Origin of the sequence: Herbaspirillum sp. SJZ099 (genome assembly GCF_007828355.1) — a bacterium.
GTDB lineage: Bacteria > Pseudomonadota > Gammaproteobacteria > Burkholderiales > Burkholderiaceae_D > Herbaspirillum.
Genome location: NZ_VIUO01000002.1, coordinates 327,348 through 344,327 on the forward strand (window position 1 = coordinate 327,348; position 16,980 = coordinate 344,327).

Sequence of the window (16,980 nt, forward strand, 5' to 3'; positions counted from 1 at the left end):
ATCGCGTGACGGACGTACTTCCTACGCTCTCTACGCTTTTCCCACGCGATCGGCGAATCGTTAAAACGGATGAGTTTTCATCCGTTTTTCGTTTGCGCCCCGTCCATCGTACGGAGCATTTCGTGTTGTACGCGCGCCGCAACAACTTGCCGCATGCTCGTCTGGGTGTGGTGGCGGCCAAGCGTTTTGCGCCGCGCGCGGTGACGCGCAATACGATCAAGCGCGCCACGCGGGAACTGTTTCGCCAGGCTTCCTTGCCGGCCGTCGACTGCATCGTGCGTTTGTCCCGGCCCGTGAACGCCAGGCGCGATGCGGCCACCAATTCGGCGCTCAAGGCCGCCTTGCGGGCCGAGCTGACGCAGTTGTTCGACTTTTTGCCGAACGCGCCAGCGTTTGCCAGGAAATAGGAAGCCGGAAGTGATGAAAACGCCTTTGCTCCTGCTGTTACGCGCCTACAAGCTGGGAGTGAGCCCTTTTCTCGGGCAGAATTGCCGTTTTTATCCCAGCTGTTCCGACTATGCCGCCGAGGCGGTGCGCCTGCACGGCGCGCTCAAGGGCAGCTGGCTGGCGGGCAGGCGCTTGTGCAAATGCCATCCCTGGCATCCCGGCGGGCTCGATCCTGTTCCCGGTTCGCCCGGCGCCGCCGATGGCACGGGCGACGCCAAGGCGGCAACCGAGGCTCCCCTGATTTCCCCACGTTCTTCGCCGCAGAGCAGCGCGGCGCGAGTTTCCCCTGCTGTGGCCGCTGACGGTTGCAGTCACTCCTGAACTAACCAATACGCATATGGATATCAAACGTACCGTCCTGTGGGTTGTATTCTCCTTCTCTTTGCTGCTGCTCTGGGATGGCTGGATGCGCCATAACGGACATCAGTCGATGTTCTTCCCATCGGCGAACCAGACTCAGGAGCAGGCCGCCAATCCTGCCGCCCCGGTCGCCAGCCCGTCCGGCTCGCCGGTGCCGCAGGCCGGCACATCGGCGCCCGCCGCGGTGCCCGCCGACGCGTCCGCCGCGCCGGTCGGCAAGGGCGAAACCATCACCATCACCACCGACGTGGTCAAGGCCGACATCGATACCCTGGGCGGCGAGCTCAAGCGCCTGGAGCTGCTCAAGCAGCGCGACGTGGTCGATCCGAGCAAGAACCTGGTGCTGTTCGACTCGGGCGCAACCCATACCTACCTGGCGGAAACCGGCCTGATCGGCGGCGCCTTCCCCAACCACAAGTCGCTGTTTGTCGCCAAGCCGGGTGCGCGCACCCTGGACAACGGCAACGAAGTGCAACTGGTGCTGGAGTCCGAACAAGGCGGCGTCAAGCTGACCAAGACCTACACCTTCAAGCGCGACAGCTACCTGATCGACCTCAAGCACACCGTCACCAATGACAGCGGCGCGGCGATCACTCCTTCGCTGTACCTGCAACTGCTGCGCGACGGCAACAAGCCGGGCGGCGAGTCGCACTTCTACAGCACCTTCACCGGTCCGGCGGTCTACACCGACGCCAGCAAGTTCCAGAAGATGACCTTCGAGAAGATCGAGGAAGGCAAGGCCGAGCACGCCACCAAGGCCGACAACGGCTGGATCGCGCTGGTGCAGCACTACTTCGTCTCGGCCTTCATCCCGCCGCAGCAGGCGCAGCGCGACATCTTCACCAAGAAGGTCGCCACCAACCTGTACGCGGTCGGCACCATCCTGCCGCTGGGCACCGTGGCCCCGGGCGCTTCGGTGACCATGGATGCGCACCTGTACTCCGGCCCGCAAGAGTCCAAGGTGCTGGAATCCACCGCTCCCGGCCTGGAACTGGTCAAGGACTATGGCTGGCTGACCCTGATCGCCAAACCCATTTTCTGGCTGATGACGCACATCCACGCGCTGGTCGGCAACTGGGGCTGGACCATCATCCTGCTGACGGTGCTGATCAAGCTGATCTTCTTCCCGCTGTCGGCCGCTTCGTACCGCAGCATGGCCAAGATGAAGGCGGTCTCGCCGCGCATGCAGGCCATCCGCGAACGCCACAAGGGCGATCCGCAGGCCATGAACCGCGAAATGATGGCGATGTACAAGACCGAAAAGATCAATCCGCTGGGCGGCTGCCTGCCCATCGTGATCCAGATCCCGGTGTTCATCTCGCTGTACTGGGTGCTGCTGGCATCGGTCGAAATGCGCGGCGCGCCGTGGCTGGGCTGGATCCATGACCTGACCGCCCCGGACACGCTGTTCGGCACCATCCCCTACTTCAACATGCCGGTCGGCCTGTTGCCGATCATCATGGCGGCTTCGATGTTCCTGCAGACCAAGCTGAATCCGACGCCGCCGGATCCGGTCCAGGCCAAGGTCATGATGTTCATGCCGCTGGTGTTCTCGTTCATGTTCTTCTTCTTCCCGTCCGGCCTGGTGCTGTACTGGGTGACGAACAACATCCTGTCGATCGCGCAGCAATGGGTGATCACCAAGAACATCGAAAAAGGCAAGACCAAGTAAGCGGATTGCCGCGCCAGTCCCGGTGCGCCGGGACTGATCCTGAAAAACCCGTGGAAATACACGGGTTTTTTTTCGCTCGCAGATTCTTCACAGGCCTTAACATGGCGGTTGTGCCGAGGCATGTCAGCGCCAGGGAAAGGCGGCACCGCAACAAGCCACTACGACAATAAATGACTCACACGATGACTTTCGATTCCTCCCCCATCGCCGCCATCGCCACCGCCCCCGGACGCGGCGGCATCGGCGTGGTCCGCATTTCCGGCAAGAACCTGGCGCCGGTGATCGCCGCGCTGTGCGGCCGCGAGCGCCTGGCGCCGCGCCATGCCACCTATTTGCCGTTCCGCCGCGCAGACGGCAGCCTGATCGACCAGGGCCTGGCGATCCACTTCCCGGCGCCGCATTCCTATACCGGCGAAGACGTGCTGGAACTGCAGGGCCACGGCGGCCCGGTGGTGATGCAGATGCTGCTGGCGCGTTGCCTGGAGGCTGGCGCCGAAATCGGTTTGCGCCTGGCCGAGCCGGGCGAATTCACCCAGCGCGCCTTCCTCAACGACAAGATCGACCTGGCCCAGGCCGAGGCCGTCGCCGACCTGATCGAGGCCACCACCGAAGCGGCCGCCAAGTCGGCCTCGGAATCCCTGAGCGGCGCCTTCTCCAACGTCATCCATGAACTGGTGGAGCAGGTCACCAGCTTGCGCATGCTGGTGGAAGCCACGCTCGACTTCCCGGAAGAGGAAATCGACTTCCTCAAGCAATCCGACGCGCGCGGCCAACTGGCAAGAATCCGCGCGACCCTGGAAGACGTGTTCAAGCACGCTGCCCAGGGCGCGCTGCTGCGCGACGGCTTGAATGCCGTGCTGGCCGGCAAGCCCAATGTGGGCAAGTCATCGCTGCTCAACGTGCTGGCCGGCTCGGATGTGGCCATCGTCACGCCGATCGCCGGCACCACCCGCGACAAGGTCACGCAGACCATCCTGATCGAAGGCATGCCGCTCAACATCATCGACACCGCCGGCATCCGCGAGGCCGGCGAAGATGGCGGCGGCCCCGATGAAGTCGAACGCATCGGCATCGAGCGCACCTGGGCCGAAGTGGCCAAGGCCGACGTCATCCTGCACATGCTCGACGCCGACCTCGGCCCCACGCGGGAAGACGAGAAGATCGCCTCGCGCTTCCCCGAAGGCGTGCCCATCATCCGCATCTGGAACAAGATCGATCGTTCCGGCCACAAGGCCGCGGTGGACCAGATGCCGGACGCGACGCACGTCTACATTTCCGCAGCGGAAGGACAGGGCGTGGACATGCTGCGCGCGGAACTGCTGCGCATCGCCGGCTGGCAGCAGACGGTGGAATCGCGCTATCTCGCGCGCGAACGCCATCTGCTGGCGCTGAAGGCGGCCGACGAGCATTTGGCGCACGCCGCCGCCCACGCCGCGCTCGACAACGAGGCAGGCGAGCATGCGCTGGACCTGTTCGCGGAAGAGTTGCGCCTGGCGCAGGAGCGCCTGTCGAGCATTACCGGCAAGTTCACGCCGGATGATTTGCTGGGGGTGATTTTCTCGCGCTTCTGTATCGGCAAATGATGTCGCGCCCGCGCCCTGACAAAGCGCTGATGGACGTAACAAGACGTTGCCATCGGCATGTAAACGCTTGATGAACTGATAAAACTTCGCAGCGGATGTTACAGCGTGTAAAAACGATAGTGGCGTCGGAGGGAGATGGATATTCTGAAGTTCCTCCCCCTCCAATTCATCACCCCTGAGAATTGGATTTAGCCCGCGAACCGCAAGGTACGCGGGCTTTTTTACGTCCATGTGCGTACCAGCGGATGTTGATGCGCTTCACCCGCTCCGGCTTTCATTGCGCCGCCAAAGAGCTCGCCTGCAGGAATGGCGCGCCGCTGCTAAGATGCATTTTTTTTCACGACTCATCCACAGGAGTGCGCATGTCTTCCAATCCACGTCTGGCCGATTACCCCATCGATCCGCATTTCATCAACCGCTGGTCGCCGCGCGCCTACACCGGCGCCGAGATCTCGGAAGAAACCGTGCTGACCTTCCTGGAGGCCGCACGCTGGGCGCCTTCGGCCTACAATGCGCAACCCTGGCGCTTCGTTTATGCGCGTCGCGGCACGCCCGCATGGGACAGCCTGCTGGGCCTGCTCAACGAATTCAACCGCAGCTGGGCCGAGAGGGCATCGGTGCTGATCGTGGTCTTGTCGCGCACCGTGATGGTCCCGCCGGGCGCCACCGAGGCGGTGCCGGCGCCGACCCATTCGTTCGACGCCGGCGCGGCCTGGGGCTACATGGCGCTGCAAGCCAGCATCTCCGGCTGGCACGCGCACGGCATGGCCGGTTTCGACAAGGAAAAGGCCCGCGTGGAACTGAACGTGCCGCCCGACTACGCAGTGGAAGCCGCCATCGCCATCGGCAAGCTGGGCGACAAATCCATCCTGCCCGAAGGCCTGCAAGCCCGCGAATTGCCCAGCCCGCGCGAACCGCTCGCCAAGCTGGCGTTTGAAGGCAAATTCAAGGCGTAAATAATTTTGGCGAAAGCGCGACAAAACGCTGGATTTTCTGAAACACCTCTTATAGAATAGCGGTCTTTCAGCGAGAACCAACAGCTGAAGACGGTTTTAGGAGTGGTAGTTCAGTTGGTTAGAATACCGGCCTGTCACGCCGGGGGTCGCGGGTTCGAGCCCCGTCCGCTCCGCCAAATAAAAGGGTCTGCTCATTGAGCAGGCCCTTTTTCTTTTTGCCATCCAGGTTCTCGCTGCGAATCGTTATCCCGGAAGCGGCGCCGGCAAATCGTCCGTCCCATCCGCCACCAGCGCAATCCACTCCCGGAACGCCTTGATCCCCCTGGCGCCCGCGTCTCCCCGCCGATAGCACAGGAAGTGCATCTCCCGTCGAATCGTCTTGAACTTGCCATCCCCCGCCACCACCAGCTCCCCGCGCGCCAGTTCGGCCTCGGCGAAGCGTGCCGTCTCCAGCGCTACGCCCAGTCCGTCCACCGCGGCGGCCACTGCCAGCGAACCGCGGTCGAAGGAGGGATGGGCGCGCGGCGGCAGGCGGATGCCGTGCAGGTCGAACCAATCCTTCCAGCGCACCGGATTGAGTTTGGACTCGATCAGCGTCAGTTGCAGCAGGTCTGAGGCCTGCTGCACAGGGTGGCGCGCCAGCAGGCGCGGCGAACACAAGGGCAGCGTGGCTTCGCTGCCCAGCGCTTCTACCGCCACGCCTTCGCGGTGCGGGGGCGGGCCATAGGCGATGTCGATGTCGGCGCCGCCGTCGCGGCCCAGGTCGGCCGGTTCGGCGCTGGACGACATCTGCAGGGTGATGCCGGGATGCGCCTGCATGAACTGCGCCAATCGGGGGCTGAGCCATTTGCTGGCGAAGCTGGGGGCGCAATGCACCGCCAGTACGCTGTGGTCATCGCCCGGGCGGAAGGCCGCGCAGGCATCTTCGATGGCGTCGAAGGCCGGCGACAGCTTGTTCTTCAACAACTGGCCTTCCATGGTCAGGCTCACGCGTCGCGTCTGGCGGATAAAGAGGGCCTTGCCGCACCATTGTTCCAGCACCCGCACCTGGTGGCTGATGGCCGAAGTGGTCAGGTGCAGCTCTTCGGCGGCTTGGGTGAAACTGCCCAGGCGGGCGGCAGCCTCGAAGGCGCGCAGCGAAAAGAAGGACGGGAGCTTGCGCATCGGCGATGAAGATATGGTTGAGTTTGATTCAACAATCGGTGAAAACACGTCTTTTGTCAACGCCGGCGGCAGCTGCCACCATGGGCCTTCACAACCAGAACATCTGAGGAGACTCTATGCTCGACAGCGTCAAACGCACCTCCGTCTACCAGCCCGAGCAGCTGGGACTGAAATTCCCCGACATCCCCGATTTCAAGAGCCATGAAGAGCAGCGCCTGCACCTGAAAAAGCGCCTGGTCGCCGCCTGTCGCGCCTTCGCGCAGCAGGGCTTCGATTACGGCTTCGCCGGCCACCTGACCATCCGCGACCCGGAGCATCCGCACATGTACTGGACCAATCCGATGGCCGTGCATTTTGCCCAGGTGCGCCTGTCCAACCTGATTCTGGTCGACCATGACGGCCGCGTGGTGGAGGGCGATTATGCGGTCAACCGCGCCGGCTTCGTGCTGCATGCCGCCGTGCACGAGGCGCATCCCGAGATTGTGGCGATGTGTCATGCCCATACCGAATACGGCACCGCTTTTTCAGCGCTGGGCCAGCCGCTGCTGCCGATCAGCCAGGATGCCGCGGCCTTCTATGAAGACCACGTGGTGATCGGCGACGAGGCCGGCCAGGTGGCGGTCGAGGTCAAGGCCGGGCATCGCGTGGCCAACGCTTTTGCCGGCGTGAAGGCGGCGATCCACCAGAACCACGGCTTGCTGACCGCCAGCCGCCACAGCATCGAATCGGCGGCGTTCTGGTTCATCGCGCTGGAGCGCTGCTGCAAGCAGCAACTGCTGATTTCCGCCAGCGGCCAGGCGCCCCGGCTGGTGCCGCCGGAGAAGGCGCGCTACAGCCGCGAACACGTCGGCAGCGACTACATCGGCTGGTTGCATTTCCAGCCCATCTACGAGCATCTGGTGGCGACGCAGCCGGACATGTTTACCTGAAGTTCACCTGAAGGCGCGAAAAAAAACCGATGCATCGCAAGATGCATCGGTTGTGAGGTGCCGGAGAAGATCAGCCCTTGGTCTTGCTGCCGCTTAACTGCTCCACCACCTGGCGCGGCGCCTCCGCGTAGTGCTTGAACTCCATCGAGTAGGTCGCGCGGCCCTGGGTCAGCGAGCGCAGCGTGGTCGAGTAGCCGAACATTTCCGACAGCGGCACCTCGGCGCGCACCAGCTTGCCACCGCCCACCATGTCTTCCATGCCCTGCACCATGCCGCGCCGCGACGACAGGTCGCCCATCACGTTGCCCATGAATTCCTCGGGCGTTTCCACCTCGACCTGCATCATCGGCTCCAGCAGGATCGGGCCGGCGCGCTTCATCGCTTCCTTGAAGGCGATCGAGCCGGCCATGCGGAAGGCGTTCTCGTTGGAATCGACGTCGTGGTAGGAACCGAAGGTCAGCGTGGCCTTCACGTCCACCACCGGGTAGCCCGCCAGCACGCCAGCCTTGAGCGACTCCTGGATGCCCTTGTCGACCGCCGGGATGAATTCGCGCGGCACCACGCCGCCCTTGATCGCATCGACGAACTCATAGCCCTTGCCGGGCGGCTGCGGTTCCAGCTTCAGCACCACATGGCCGTACTGGCCGCGCCCGCCGGACTGCTTGACGAACTTGCCTTCGACATCTTCCACCGCCTTGCGGATCGCTTCGCGGTAAGCCACCTGCGGCTTGCCGACGCTGGCTTCCACGCCGAACTCGCGCCGCATGCGGTCGACCAGGATCTCCAGGTGCAGCTCGCCCATGCCGGACATGATGGTCTGGCCCGACTCCTCGTCGGTATGCACGCGGAACGAGGGATCCTCCTGCGCCAGGCGGTTCAGGGCGATGCCCATCTTTTCCTGGTCGGCCTTGGTCTTCGGTTCCACCGCCTGCGAGATTACCGGCTCCGGGAACACCATGCGCTCCAGGATGATCGGATGTTCCGGGTCCGACAGCGTGTCGCCGGTGGTCACGTCCTTCAGGCCGACCGCGGCGGCGATGTCGCCGGCGAACACTTCCTTGATCTCCTTGCGCTCGTTGGCATGCATCTGCAGGATGCGGCCCAGGCGTTCCTTCTTGCCCTTGAGCGGGTTGTACACGGTGTCGCCCGAATTGACGATGCCCGAGTAGACGCGGAAAAAGGTCAACTGGCCCACGAACGGGTCGGTCATGATCTTGAAGGCCAGCGCCGAGAACGGTTCATCGTCGGACGGATGGCGCTCGATTTCCGAGTCGTCTTCGGCATGGCCGGCGATCGCCGGCACATCGATGGGCGAGGGCAGGTAGTCGATCACCGCATCCAGCATGGCCTGCACGCCCTTGTTCTTGAAGGCGCTGCCCGCCAGCATCGGCACGATCTCGTTGGCCACGGTACGCAGGCGCAGGCCGTGCTTGATGTCGTCCTCGGTCAGCGGCGTGCCGGAGAGGTATTTCTCCAGCAACTCTTCGCTGGCCTCGGCGGCCTGCTCGACCATGTTGTCGCGCCACTGGCGCGCGCTGGCTTCCAGTTCGGCAGGAATGTCTTCGTACTTGAACAGCACGCCCTGGCTGGCCTCGTCCCAGATGATGGCCTTCATCTTGACCAGGTCGACCACGCCGGAGAAATGGTCTTCGGCGCCGACCGGGATCTGGATGGGGACGGCACGGCCCTTGAGGCGTTCCTCGATCTGGCGCTGCACGCGGAAAAAGTCCGCGCCGACGCGGTCCATCTTGTTGACGAAGGCGATGCGCGGCACCTTGTACTTGTTGGCCTGGCGCCAGACGGTCTCGGATTGCGGCTGCACGCCGCCCACCGAGTCGTACACCATCACGGCGCCGTCCAGCACGCGCATCGAGCGTTCGACCTCGATGGTGAAATCGACGTGGCCCGGCGTGTCGATGATGTTGATGCGGTGCTCGGGATAATTGCCGGCCATGCCTTTCCAGAAGGCGGTGGTGGCGGCCGAGGTAATGGTGATGCCGCGTTCCTGTTCCTGCTCCATCCAGTCCATGGTGGCCGCACCGTTATGCACTTCGCCGATCTTGTGGTTGACGCCGGTATAAAAAAGGATGCGCTCGGTGGTCGTGGTCTTGCCTGCGTCGATGTGGGCGCTGATACCGATGTTGCGGTAGTTTTCTATTCGGGTCTTGCGGCTCATGGCATATCCTTTCAGTGGGTGCCGTTATTCCTCAGTCTGTTGCGTGGATGGTGATGAAATGATTGTTAGTGGATTGCAAGGGCGCCTGTTGACTTTGGTCCGGCGCCCGTCTTGTTGGCGGCAGGACAAGAGTTGCGCCCCTGTTCCGCCATTTTCGCCACATTTCTGTAACGAGGATTAGATAATAAGAACCTGCGGAGGTTTCTTCAAGAGCAATTCCCGATATTTTTGTAATTCAAATTAAAATAAACTACACTGCGCACTGCGGGAACGCTCGCGACAGAAACAAGGCAACCAGGCAATAAAGGAACACCGATGATACGAACACGCGGCCGCCCCCGCAGTTTTGACCGCGAGCAGGCGCTGCAGCAGGCCATGCAGGTCTTTTGGAGCAAGGGGTACGAAGGCACCACCATGGCCGACCTGACCGAGGCGATCGGCGTCAAGGCGCCCAGCCTGTACGCGGCTTTCGGCGACAAGAACGCCTTGTTCCGCGAGGCGGTGGAGTTTTATTCGCGCACCGTCAGCGCCGGGCCTTTGCGCGAGTTGCAGGCCGGCAACGGCATTCGTGAAGATTTATATGCGATGCTGCGTGCCAGCGTGCAGATGTATTCCGGCAAGGGCGGCGTAGCGGGCGCGGGCTTGCCGGCGGGCAGGGGGTGCATGGTGGTGATCTCGGCCATCAACTGCGCTCCCGAGAACGCGGAACACAGTGACGCGCTTTCGCAACGCCGCCACAAGCGCCGCAACGAAATCCGCGCGCGCCTGCAGCAGGCGCAGCGCGACGGCGAGATCCGCGCCGATGCCGACGTCACGGCATTGGGCGACTTCTACACCAGTTTTCTGAACGGCATGGCGCTGGGCGCGCGCGACGGCGTGTCCAACGCGCGGCTGGCGGCGACCTTGCGGCATGCGATGCTGCCGCTGGAGAGCGTGCTGGCCGAACCCAAGGACGAGGCCGTTCCGGTCCGGCGCAAGGTGGCCAAGCGGGCAGCCTGAAGCGGGCGCCTGAGCATGTGCCGCGCCGCGCGGGCAAAGAAAAAGGGAGCAATCATTGCTCCCTTTTTCTTTGGATGGTTACTTTTGCAACGGCCGCTTACGCCGCCTGCGCCAGCGTCCCGTCGTTTTCCTTCAACTGGCCGCCCAGCGCTTCCACCAGCGACGCCAGCAGCTTGGACAGCTCGCCGGTCATCAGCATGAAATCGCCGTCGAAGCGCTCATCCTCGTTCTTGCCGGTGAAGTCGGCATCTTCCTTCAGCACGTCCAGCGGCGCGATGCGCTTGACCGACAAGTTCTCGGTCAGCACGAACGACACCTTGTCGGCCCAGGTCAGCGCCAGGCGCGTGCATTGCTTGCCGGATTCGATGTGGCGGCGCACGTCTTCTGGATCCAGCGTGTGGCGCACATAGCGCACGGTGGCCTTGCTTTCCGCGGTGGAACGCAGCTCGGTATCCTGGTCCACGGTGAAGCCGTTGGGCGCCTCGTCGCTGGCCAGCCAGTCGGTCATGGCGGCCGCCGGCGACATGGCGGTGCGCAGGGTTTCCAGCGGGAACTTGGGGATCGCCTTGAACAGCAGCTTCAACACTTCCTCGGCCTTGCCGGGGCTGCCGGCATCGACCAGCAGCCAGCCGTTGACCGGGTCGATCCAGACCCAGGTGCTGCGCACGATGGAAAAAGCGCGCGGCAGCAGCTCGTCGGTGACCTGCTCCTTCAATTCCTTGGTCTGCTTGCGGCCCGGCGGAAAACCTTGCTGCTCTTCCAGCTCGGCCGCGCGCGCCTTGGTGACCTGGTTGATCACGGTCGAGGGCAGCAGTTTCTTTTCGGTGGAGAGCTGCAACAGCAACTGGCGGTTCACGACATGCACCAGCTTCTCGTTGTTGCGCGGCGAGACCCAGCCCTGGCTCTGCATTTCGATGCTGGAGCAAGCGGTGAATGCCTGTGGGGCGAGATGGGATTCGAGCTCGTCGGCGGTGATCGCCCATGGTGCGGGCAGGCGATAAATCTGGAGGTTCTTAAACCACATAACGTTCCGGGCAAAAGCAACCATTCTACACGCCTGACTCCTGCCGGGCGATGTCGGATTGTCCACGTTGGATGATTAAACCGTGGCGCCGGGCCGTCTCAGGAGAAGGGCAGTTCGCCTTGCGCCGGACGCTGCTGCGCGGGCTGCTCGTCCCGGCGCGACAAGGTGCCCACGCGCACGCCCAGGAGCCGCAGTTTCTTTTCCAGCGGCACGCGGCGCAGGCATTCGCCGGCCGCCTGGCGGATGGTGGCGGCATCGCCGGTCGGTTCCGGCAGCGTGACATCGCGCGTGATGCCCTGGAAATCCGCGTACTTGAGCTTGATGCCGATGGTGCGCCCGACATAGCCCTTGCGCTTCAGGTCGTCGGCCAGGCGCAGGCACAGCGCGGTGAAGATTTCCGAGAGCCGGATGCGGTCGGCGCGCGCATGCAGGTCGCGCTCGAAGGTGGTCTCGCGGCTGATCGACTTGGGTTCCGAATAGGTCTGCACCGGCCGCTCGTCGATGCCCTGTGCGACGCGTCCCAGCCATTCCGAATAGCTGCGGCCGAAGTGTGCGCGCAGCAGTTCCGGCGGCGCCTGCGCCAGGTCGGCCACGGTCTCGATGCCGAGCGCGGCCAGCTTGGCGGCGGCCTTGGGGCCGATGCCGTTGATCTTGCGTGCAGCCAGCGGCCAGATGCGGCGTTCGATGTCGTCGCGGGTGAGGATGGTGAGCCCGTCGGGTTTGTCCAGTTCGGACGAGATCTTGGCCAGCATCTTGTTCGGGGCCACGCCGATGGAGCAGGTCAGCGAAGTGGCGGCATGCACCGCCTGCTTGATGCGGCGCGCGACTTGCTCCACCTCGTCATGCCAGGCCGACAGGTCGACGTAGATCTCGTCGATGCCGCGGTCCTCGATCTGCGGCGCGATGCCGGCCACCGCCTCCTTGAACAGGCGCGAATACTTGCGGTAGGCCTCGAAATCGGTCGGCAGCAGGATGGCGTCCGGCGCCAGTTGCGCCGCCTTCATGATGCCCATCGCCGAGAACACGCCCAGCGCCCGCGCCTCGTAGGTGGAGGTGGTGACCACGCCGCGTCCGGCGTAGTCGCGCATGCGGAAATATTGGCGGCTGCCGTCGGGCAGTTCGACCGGCCTGGTGGCCGCGCCGCCGCCGATCACCACCGGCTGGCCGCGCAGCTCGGGATAACGCAGCAGCTCCACCGAGGCATAGAAGGCATCCATGTCGATGTGGGCGATGCGGCGATCGGATGGCATGGCGAAGGGAAGGATGGGGCGGCAGGATGCCGCCCGTGGATCAGTAGTGGGGCGGCTTCTCGTTGGCCGCGGCGCGGTCCTGGCTGGTATCGGCCAGTTCCTTGAAGCGCTTGGCCAGCGCGCCCAGCAGCATTTCCAGTTCATCGATCTTCTGCTGCTGGCGGTAAACGGCCTGGTTGAGCTCGTCGACCAGGTGTTCCTGGTGCGCCAGCTTCATTTCAATATCGATGATGCGTTCTTCGCTGCTCACGTCTGTGGCTCCTCTTGCTGCGCTTGGGTGGACAGCCAGTGTAATACACCGGCGCCGGCGGCGTGGCCGGTGGCGAAGCAGGCGGTCAGCAGGTAGCCGCCAGTGGGCGCTTCCCAGTCCAGCATCTCGCCGGCGCAGAAGACGCCGGGCAAGGCGCGCAGCATCAGCGCGTCGTCCAGCGCCTCGAAGCTGACGCCGCCTGCGCTGCTGATGGCTTCGGCGATCGGGCGCGGACGCGTCGGCGCCAGCGGCAGCGCCTTGATGGCGCGCGCCAGTCTGGCGGCGTCGGCGAAGTCTTCCTTGCTGGCGCATTCGCGCAGCAGGCCGGCCTTGACGCCCTTGAGATGCAAACGGCTTTGCAGGTGGCTGGACATGGAGCGCGCGCCGCGCGGATGGGCCAGTTCGGCCTGCACCTTTTCCAGCGTCCAGTCGGGCAACAGGTCGAGGTACAGGTGCGCCTGCCCGTTGGCGGCGAGGGCGTCGCGCAGGCTGGCCGACAAGGCGTAGACCAGGCTGCCTTCGATGCCGTGGGCGGTGACGATGAACTCGCCGCGGCGGTTGAGCATGCCGCCATTCGGCCGTGCCACGCTGGCCACCACCGGCTTGACCGGCGCGCCGGCGAAGCGTGTGCGGAAGTGTTCGCTCCAGGCCAGGTCGAAACCGCAATTGGCCGGCTGCAGCGGCGCTACTTCGACTTGCTTTTGTTGCAGCAGCGGCGCCCAGGCGCCGTCCGAACCCAGGCGCGGCCAGCTGCCGCCGCCCAGGGCCAGCACCACGGCGTCGGCCTGCGCACTGATTTCGCCGGCGGGTGTCGACAGGCGCAGCGAACCGTCTTCGTTCCAGCCCAGCCAGCGATGCCGCATGTGGAAGCGTACGCCCGACTCGCGCAGGCGATGCAGCCATGCGCGCAGCAGCGGCGCCGCTTTCATCTCAAGCGGGAACACGCGCCCGGAGCTGCCGACGAAGGTATCGATCCCCAGCGCATGAATCCAGGCGCGCAGGCGCTCCGAGTCGAAGCGGCGGATGAAGGGCGCCAATTGTTCGCGGCGGTCGCCGTAGCGCGGCAGGAAGTCCGGCTGCGGCTCGGAATGCGTGATGTTCATGCCGCCGACGCCGGCCAGCAGGAACTTGCGGCCGGCCGAAGGCATGGCGTCGTAGACGTCGACATCTATGTTTGCGCCTTGCTGCGCCAGCACTTCAGCCGCCATCAGGCCGGCCGGGCCGGCGCCGATCACGGCCACGCGTGCGCGGCCGGGGGAAAGGAAAGGTAAATTGTGCATGCTTGTTCCAGGCGCGCTGGTCGCGCCGGTTGGCGGTTCAGCGGCGGTGCGGCGCGCTGTACTTGTGTTCCAGGCGGGCCACGACCAGCGCCAGGCAAATGGTCATGGCGAAGTAGATCACGGAAATGGTGATGTAGGGTTCCCAATAGCGCGCATAGGTGCCGGCCACGGTACGCGCGGCATAGGCCAGTTCGGCCAGGCCGATGGCCGAGACCAGCGAGGAATCCTTGAGCAGGGTGATGGCTTCGTTGCCCAGCGGCGGCAGCATGCGGCGAAACGCCTGCGGCAGCACCACGTAGCGCATGGTCAGGCCGTAGTTCATGCCCAGGCTGGCGGCGGCGTAGGACTGGCCGCGTTCGATGGACTGGATGCCGGCGCGGAAGATTTCGGAGATATAGGCGCCGGCATTGAGCGAGAGCGCCACCGTGCCGGACAGGAAGGCGCCGTAGTCCTGCTTGATCACGCGCGCCAGGTCGCCGGAAATGATCAGTCCGTGTTCCTGGTGCACCAGCACCGGCATCACCGCGAAGTGGATCAGCATGATCTGCACGAACAGCGGGGTGCCGCGGAAGAAGGCTACATACAGCGACGCCAGCCAGCGGCCGATACGCAGCGGCCATTTCCAGCCGCCATGCGAAACCGACGACAATCGGAGCATGCCGATCAGCAAACCGAGAATACAGCCAACCAGCATGCCAACCAACGATACCTGTACGGTCGTGATCAGGCCTTTGGCAAAGAGGGGGGCATAGCCCTGGATGATGCTCCAGCGAAAATCCATGGTGAACTCAAGGAGTGGAAGGCGGAAAGGAGGCGGGCCCTCCGTGAGGGCGGGACACTTTCGGGTCGGGGACCTGGAAGCGTCCTGCAATTTTCCTATGTGGGCGACAGTTTATATGGCGCTGGAGGTACTGGCAAAAATTTGCAGTTTTATCGTATGGCAGGGGAGTCAGCGATTCAGGAGCCGAAATACGTTTTTTTGAGCCGTTCATAGGTGCCGTCCGCCTTGGCGGCGGCCAAACCCTGGTTGATCTTCAGCAGCAGGGCGGCTTCGCCCTTGCGCACGGCGATACCGTAAAACTCCTTGTCGAAACCATCGTCGGCGATCGTGCGAAAGCCCGGTCGGACGCCATTTTTCCCGTTTGTCTTGATGAAGTGCATTATCACCGCTTCGTCGCCGATGACGGCATCGACCCCGCCGGCTGCCAGTTCGCTCAGTGCCAGCGGCATCGATTCGAAGCGTTTGATGGCGGTGCTGTTGGAGCCAAGCAGCTTTTGCGCGGCGAAGTCCCCGGTGGTGGCGCTTTGCACGCCGATCTTAAGCGGTTTGAGGTCGCTTGCTTGCGTTACCGTCATATTGTCTTTAGGCAAGGCGATCAATTGGCGCGCTTCAAAATAAGGATCGGAAAAGTCGATCGATTGACGCCGTTGGTCGGTGATGGTGATCGCTGAGATCAAGATATCGCGGTCGCCCTGCACCAGGAAGTTGAAGATGCTTTCGAACGGCGTGTTGACGAATTCCACGCGCAAGCCGCCCTTGTCGGCGATTGCCCGCATCAGATCGATGTCGAAGCCGGTAAGCTGCTTGTTTTCGGACAGCATTTCCATGGGGGCGTAAGAGGCATCGGTTCCCACACGGTAAATCCTGTCGGCAGGCGCGCCGGCAATGCCGCTTTCTTTGCCGCAGGCGCTCAATAACAGCAGCGAACAGGCAAAGGACAACAGGAGATGGGCGCAGCGGGACGGGCGTGGCATGGCAACCTTCGGCAGGATGAGAGAGCAGTGACCGGGATTCTCACATGGTGCCGATTGATGCGGATCATGCACACCTGGCACGGGGATTGTTTGTGCCGGATTTTGGTTGGGTGACGAGGCAGGGATAGATTTTTTTCGCGCAGAACAGTTTCCCGGCAGAGGGCCTGGTGATCGGCCCCTTTGCCGGGAGGGCTGCGTGGCAAGCCAGCGCTTACTTGCCGAAATACTGGGTGCTGATGGCGGCGAAGCTGCCGTCGGCCTTCATCTCGGCCAGGGCCTTGTTGACCTTGGCCAGCAGTTCCGGATCGTCGCGGCGCACGGCGATGCCATAGTCTTCCTTCGGGAAGGTGGGATCGTTGACGGTGCGCAGCTTGCTGTTGGGGTTGTTGGCGATGTAGTTCTTCACCACCGGTTCGTCGGCCACGACCGCATCGACGCCGCCGCTTTCCAGTTCCTTCAGCGCCAGCGGGGTCGATTCGAAGCGCTTGATCCTGGCGTTGTTCTTGCCCAGCACCTGCTGCACCAGCTCGTCGCCGGAGGTGCCGCTCTGGGTGCCCACGACCAGCGTCTTCAGGTCGTCCATCCTGGTGACCTTGGTGTCATTGGCCGGGACGGCGATGGCTTGGGTCGCCACGAAGTACGGGTCGGAAAAATTGACCGACTTCTTGCGTTCGTCGGTGATGGTGATGGCCGAGATCAGCAGGTCGAGGTCGCCCTGGGCCAGGGAATTGAAGATGCTTTCGAACGGGGTCGGCACGAACTTCACTTCGATGCCGATCTTCTTGGCCAGCACCTTCATCACGTCGATGTCGAAGCCGACCACGGTCTTCTGTTCGTTTTCCGCCGAGAACGGCGCATAGGCCGATTCCACGCCGACCAGGTAGACGCGCGGCTGGGCCGAGGCTTGCGGCGCGGCGGCCTGGTCTTCTTGCTTGCCGCAAGCGGCCAGTCCCAGCATGCCGATGAAGCCGGCGGTCAGCGCCAGTGCGCGCGCACGGCGGAAAAACATGTTGTTCATCTTCAAAACCTTATTCGAATGTCGGTATGTGCCGGGCGTTATTTTCTTGCCAAAAGGAAACGTCCGGATTTTTTTGCAGGCGAGATTGTAAACCGCGACAACGCCGGCGATGGGCAA

The 16,980-nt window shown here is 63.5% G+C and carries 16 protein-coding genes and 1 tRNA gene; 8 read left to right on the forward strand and 9 right to left on the reverse strand.

The genetic code is table 11. The features are described from left to right. Window positions 1–5 precede the first annotated feature (5 nt). The 6 genes from rnpA (at window position 6) to FB597_RS06565 (ending at window position 5,194) form a co-directional block, all read left to right on the forward strand. On the forward strand, window positions 6–407 hold the full coding sequence (rnpA, locus tag FB597_RS06540; protein ID WP_141913906.1) for a ribonuclease P protein component: 402 nt from the start codon (window positions 6–8) through the stop codon (window positions 405–407). A gap of 13 nt (window positions 408–420) precedes the next feature. Beyond that, complete coding sequence (gene yidD / locus FB597_RS06545) at window positions 421–768, forward strand: membrane protein insertion efficiency factor YidD (protein ID WP_144768721.1); 348 nt, start codon at window positions 421–423, stop codon at window positions 766–768. Between the two features lie 16 nt (window positions 769–784). Further along, window positions 785–2,479: a membrane protein insertase YidC gene (gene yidC / locus FB597_RS06550; protein WP_144768722.1), complete on the forward strand. Its 1,695-nt coding sequence runs from the start codon at window positions 785–787 to the stop codon at window positions 2,477–2,479. Window positions 2,480–2,661: 182 nt separating this feature from the next. Further along, entirely contained in the window at window positions 2,662–4,062 is a 1,401-nt protein-coding gene (gene mnmE / locus FB597_RS06555; RefSeq protein ID WP_144769019.1) for a tRNA uridine-5-carboxymethylaminomethyl(34) synthesis GTPase MnmE, read from the forward strand. A gap of 362 nt (window positions 4,063–4,424) precedes the next feature. Next, entirely contained in the window at window positions 4,425–5,018 is a 594-nt protein-coding gene (locus FB597_RS06560) for a nitroreductase family protein (protein ID WP_144768723.1), read from the forward strand. A gap of 99 nt (window positions 5,019–5,117) precedes the next feature. Further along, window positions 5,118–5,194 (forward strand) — tRNA-Asp (locus FB597_RS06565). A 67-nt stretch (window positions 5,195–5,261) separates the two neighbouring features. Here FB597_RS06565 and FB597_RS06570 read toward each other — a convergent pair. Further along, entirely contained in the window at window positions 5,262–6,182 is a 921-nt protein-coding gene (locus FB597_RS06570) for a LysR substrate-binding domain-containing protein (RefSeq protein ID WP_144768724.1), read from the reverse strand. 116 nt (window positions 6,183–6,298) lie between these two features. Here FB597_RS06570 and FB597_RS06575 point away from each other — a divergent pair, with 116 nt between their 5' ends. Continuing rightward, a complete protein-coding gene (locus FB597_RS06575) occupies window positions 6,299–7,111 on the forward strand; it encodes a class II aldolase/adducin family protein (RefSeq protein ID WP_144768725.1) in 813 nt (270 codons plus the stop codon). Window positions 7,112–7,181: 70 nt separating this feature from the next. Here the strand turns inward: FB597_RS06575 and fusA are convergent, their stop codons facing one another. After that, window positions 7,182–9,287 (reverse strand): elongation factor G, encoded by a 2,106-nt coding sequence (fusA, locus tag FB597_RS06580; RefSeq protein WP_144768726.1) that lies wholly within the window; start codon window positions 9,285–9,287, stop codon window positions 7,182–7,184. A 315-nt stretch (window positions 9,288–9,602) separates the two neighbouring features. On the opposite strand from fusA, the gene FB597_RS06585 reads away from it, so the two are divergent. After that, complete coding sequence (locus tag FB597_RS06585) at window positions 9,603–10,286, forward strand: TetR/AcrR family transcriptional regulator (protein ID WP_144768727.1); 684 nt, start codon at window positions 9,603–9,605, stop codon at window positions 10,284–10,286. Between the two features lie 97 nt (window positions 10,287–10,383). Here the strand turns inward: FB597_RS06585 and FB597_RS06590 are convergent, their stop codons facing one another. The 7 genes from FB597_RS06590 to FB597_RS06620 form a co-directional block, all read right to left on the reverse strand. Next, the gene (locus FB597_RS06590) at window positions 10,384–11,310 is read right to left on the reverse strand and encodes a recombination-associated protein RdgC (RefSeq protein ID WP_144768728.1); all 927 of its coding nucleotides are present in this window, start codon (window positions 11,308–11,310) and stop codon (window positions 10,384–10,386) included. A 98-nt stretch (window positions 11,311–11,408) separates the two neighbouring features. Continuing rightward, window positions 11,409–12,560 carry a DNA polymerase IV gene (locus FB597_RS06595; RefSeq protein WP_144768729.1) on the reverse strand — a complete coding sequence of 384 codons (1,152 nt, stop codon included), beginning with the start codon at window positions 12,558–12,560 and terminating at the stop codon, window positions 11,409–11,411. Between the two features lie 40 nt (window positions 12,561–12,600). Then, entirely contained in the window at window positions 12,601–12,810 is a 210-nt protein-coding gene (locus tag FB597_RS06600; protein WP_144768731.1) for a SlyX family protein, read from the reverse strand. Then, window positions 12,807–14,090: a TIGR03862 family flavoprotein gene (locus FB597_RS06605; RefSeq protein WP_144768733.1), complete on the reverse strand. Its 1,284-nt coding sequence runs from the start codon at window positions 14,088–14,090 to the stop codon at window positions 12,807–12,809. Before FB597_RS06605 ends, FB597_RS06600 begins: the two co-directional genes overlap by 4 nt. A 37-nt stretch (window positions 14,091–14,127) precedes the next feature. Next, on the reverse strand, window positions 14,128–14,871 hold the full coding sequence (locus tag FB597_RS06610) for an amino acid ABC transporter permease (protein WP_144768735.1): 744 nt from the start codon (window positions 14,869–14,871) through the stop codon (window positions 14,128–14,130). Between the two features lie 176 nt (window positions 14,872–15,047). Further along, a complete protein-coding gene (locus tag FB597_RS06615) occupies window positions 15,048–15,845 on the reverse strand; it encodes a basic amino acid ABC transporter substrate-binding protein (RefSeq protein WP_144768737.1) in 798 nt (265 codons plus the stop codon). 211 nt (window positions 15,846–16,056) lie between these two features. Next, window positions 16,057–16,863 carry a basic amino acid ABC transporter substrate-binding protein gene (locus tag FB597_RS06620; RefSeq protein ID WP_144768739.1) on the reverse strand — a complete coding sequence of 269 codons (807 nt, stop codon included), beginning with the start codon at window positions 16,861–16,863 and terminating at the stop codon, window positions 16,057–16,059. Window positions 16,864–16,980: the final 117 nt, after the last annotated feature.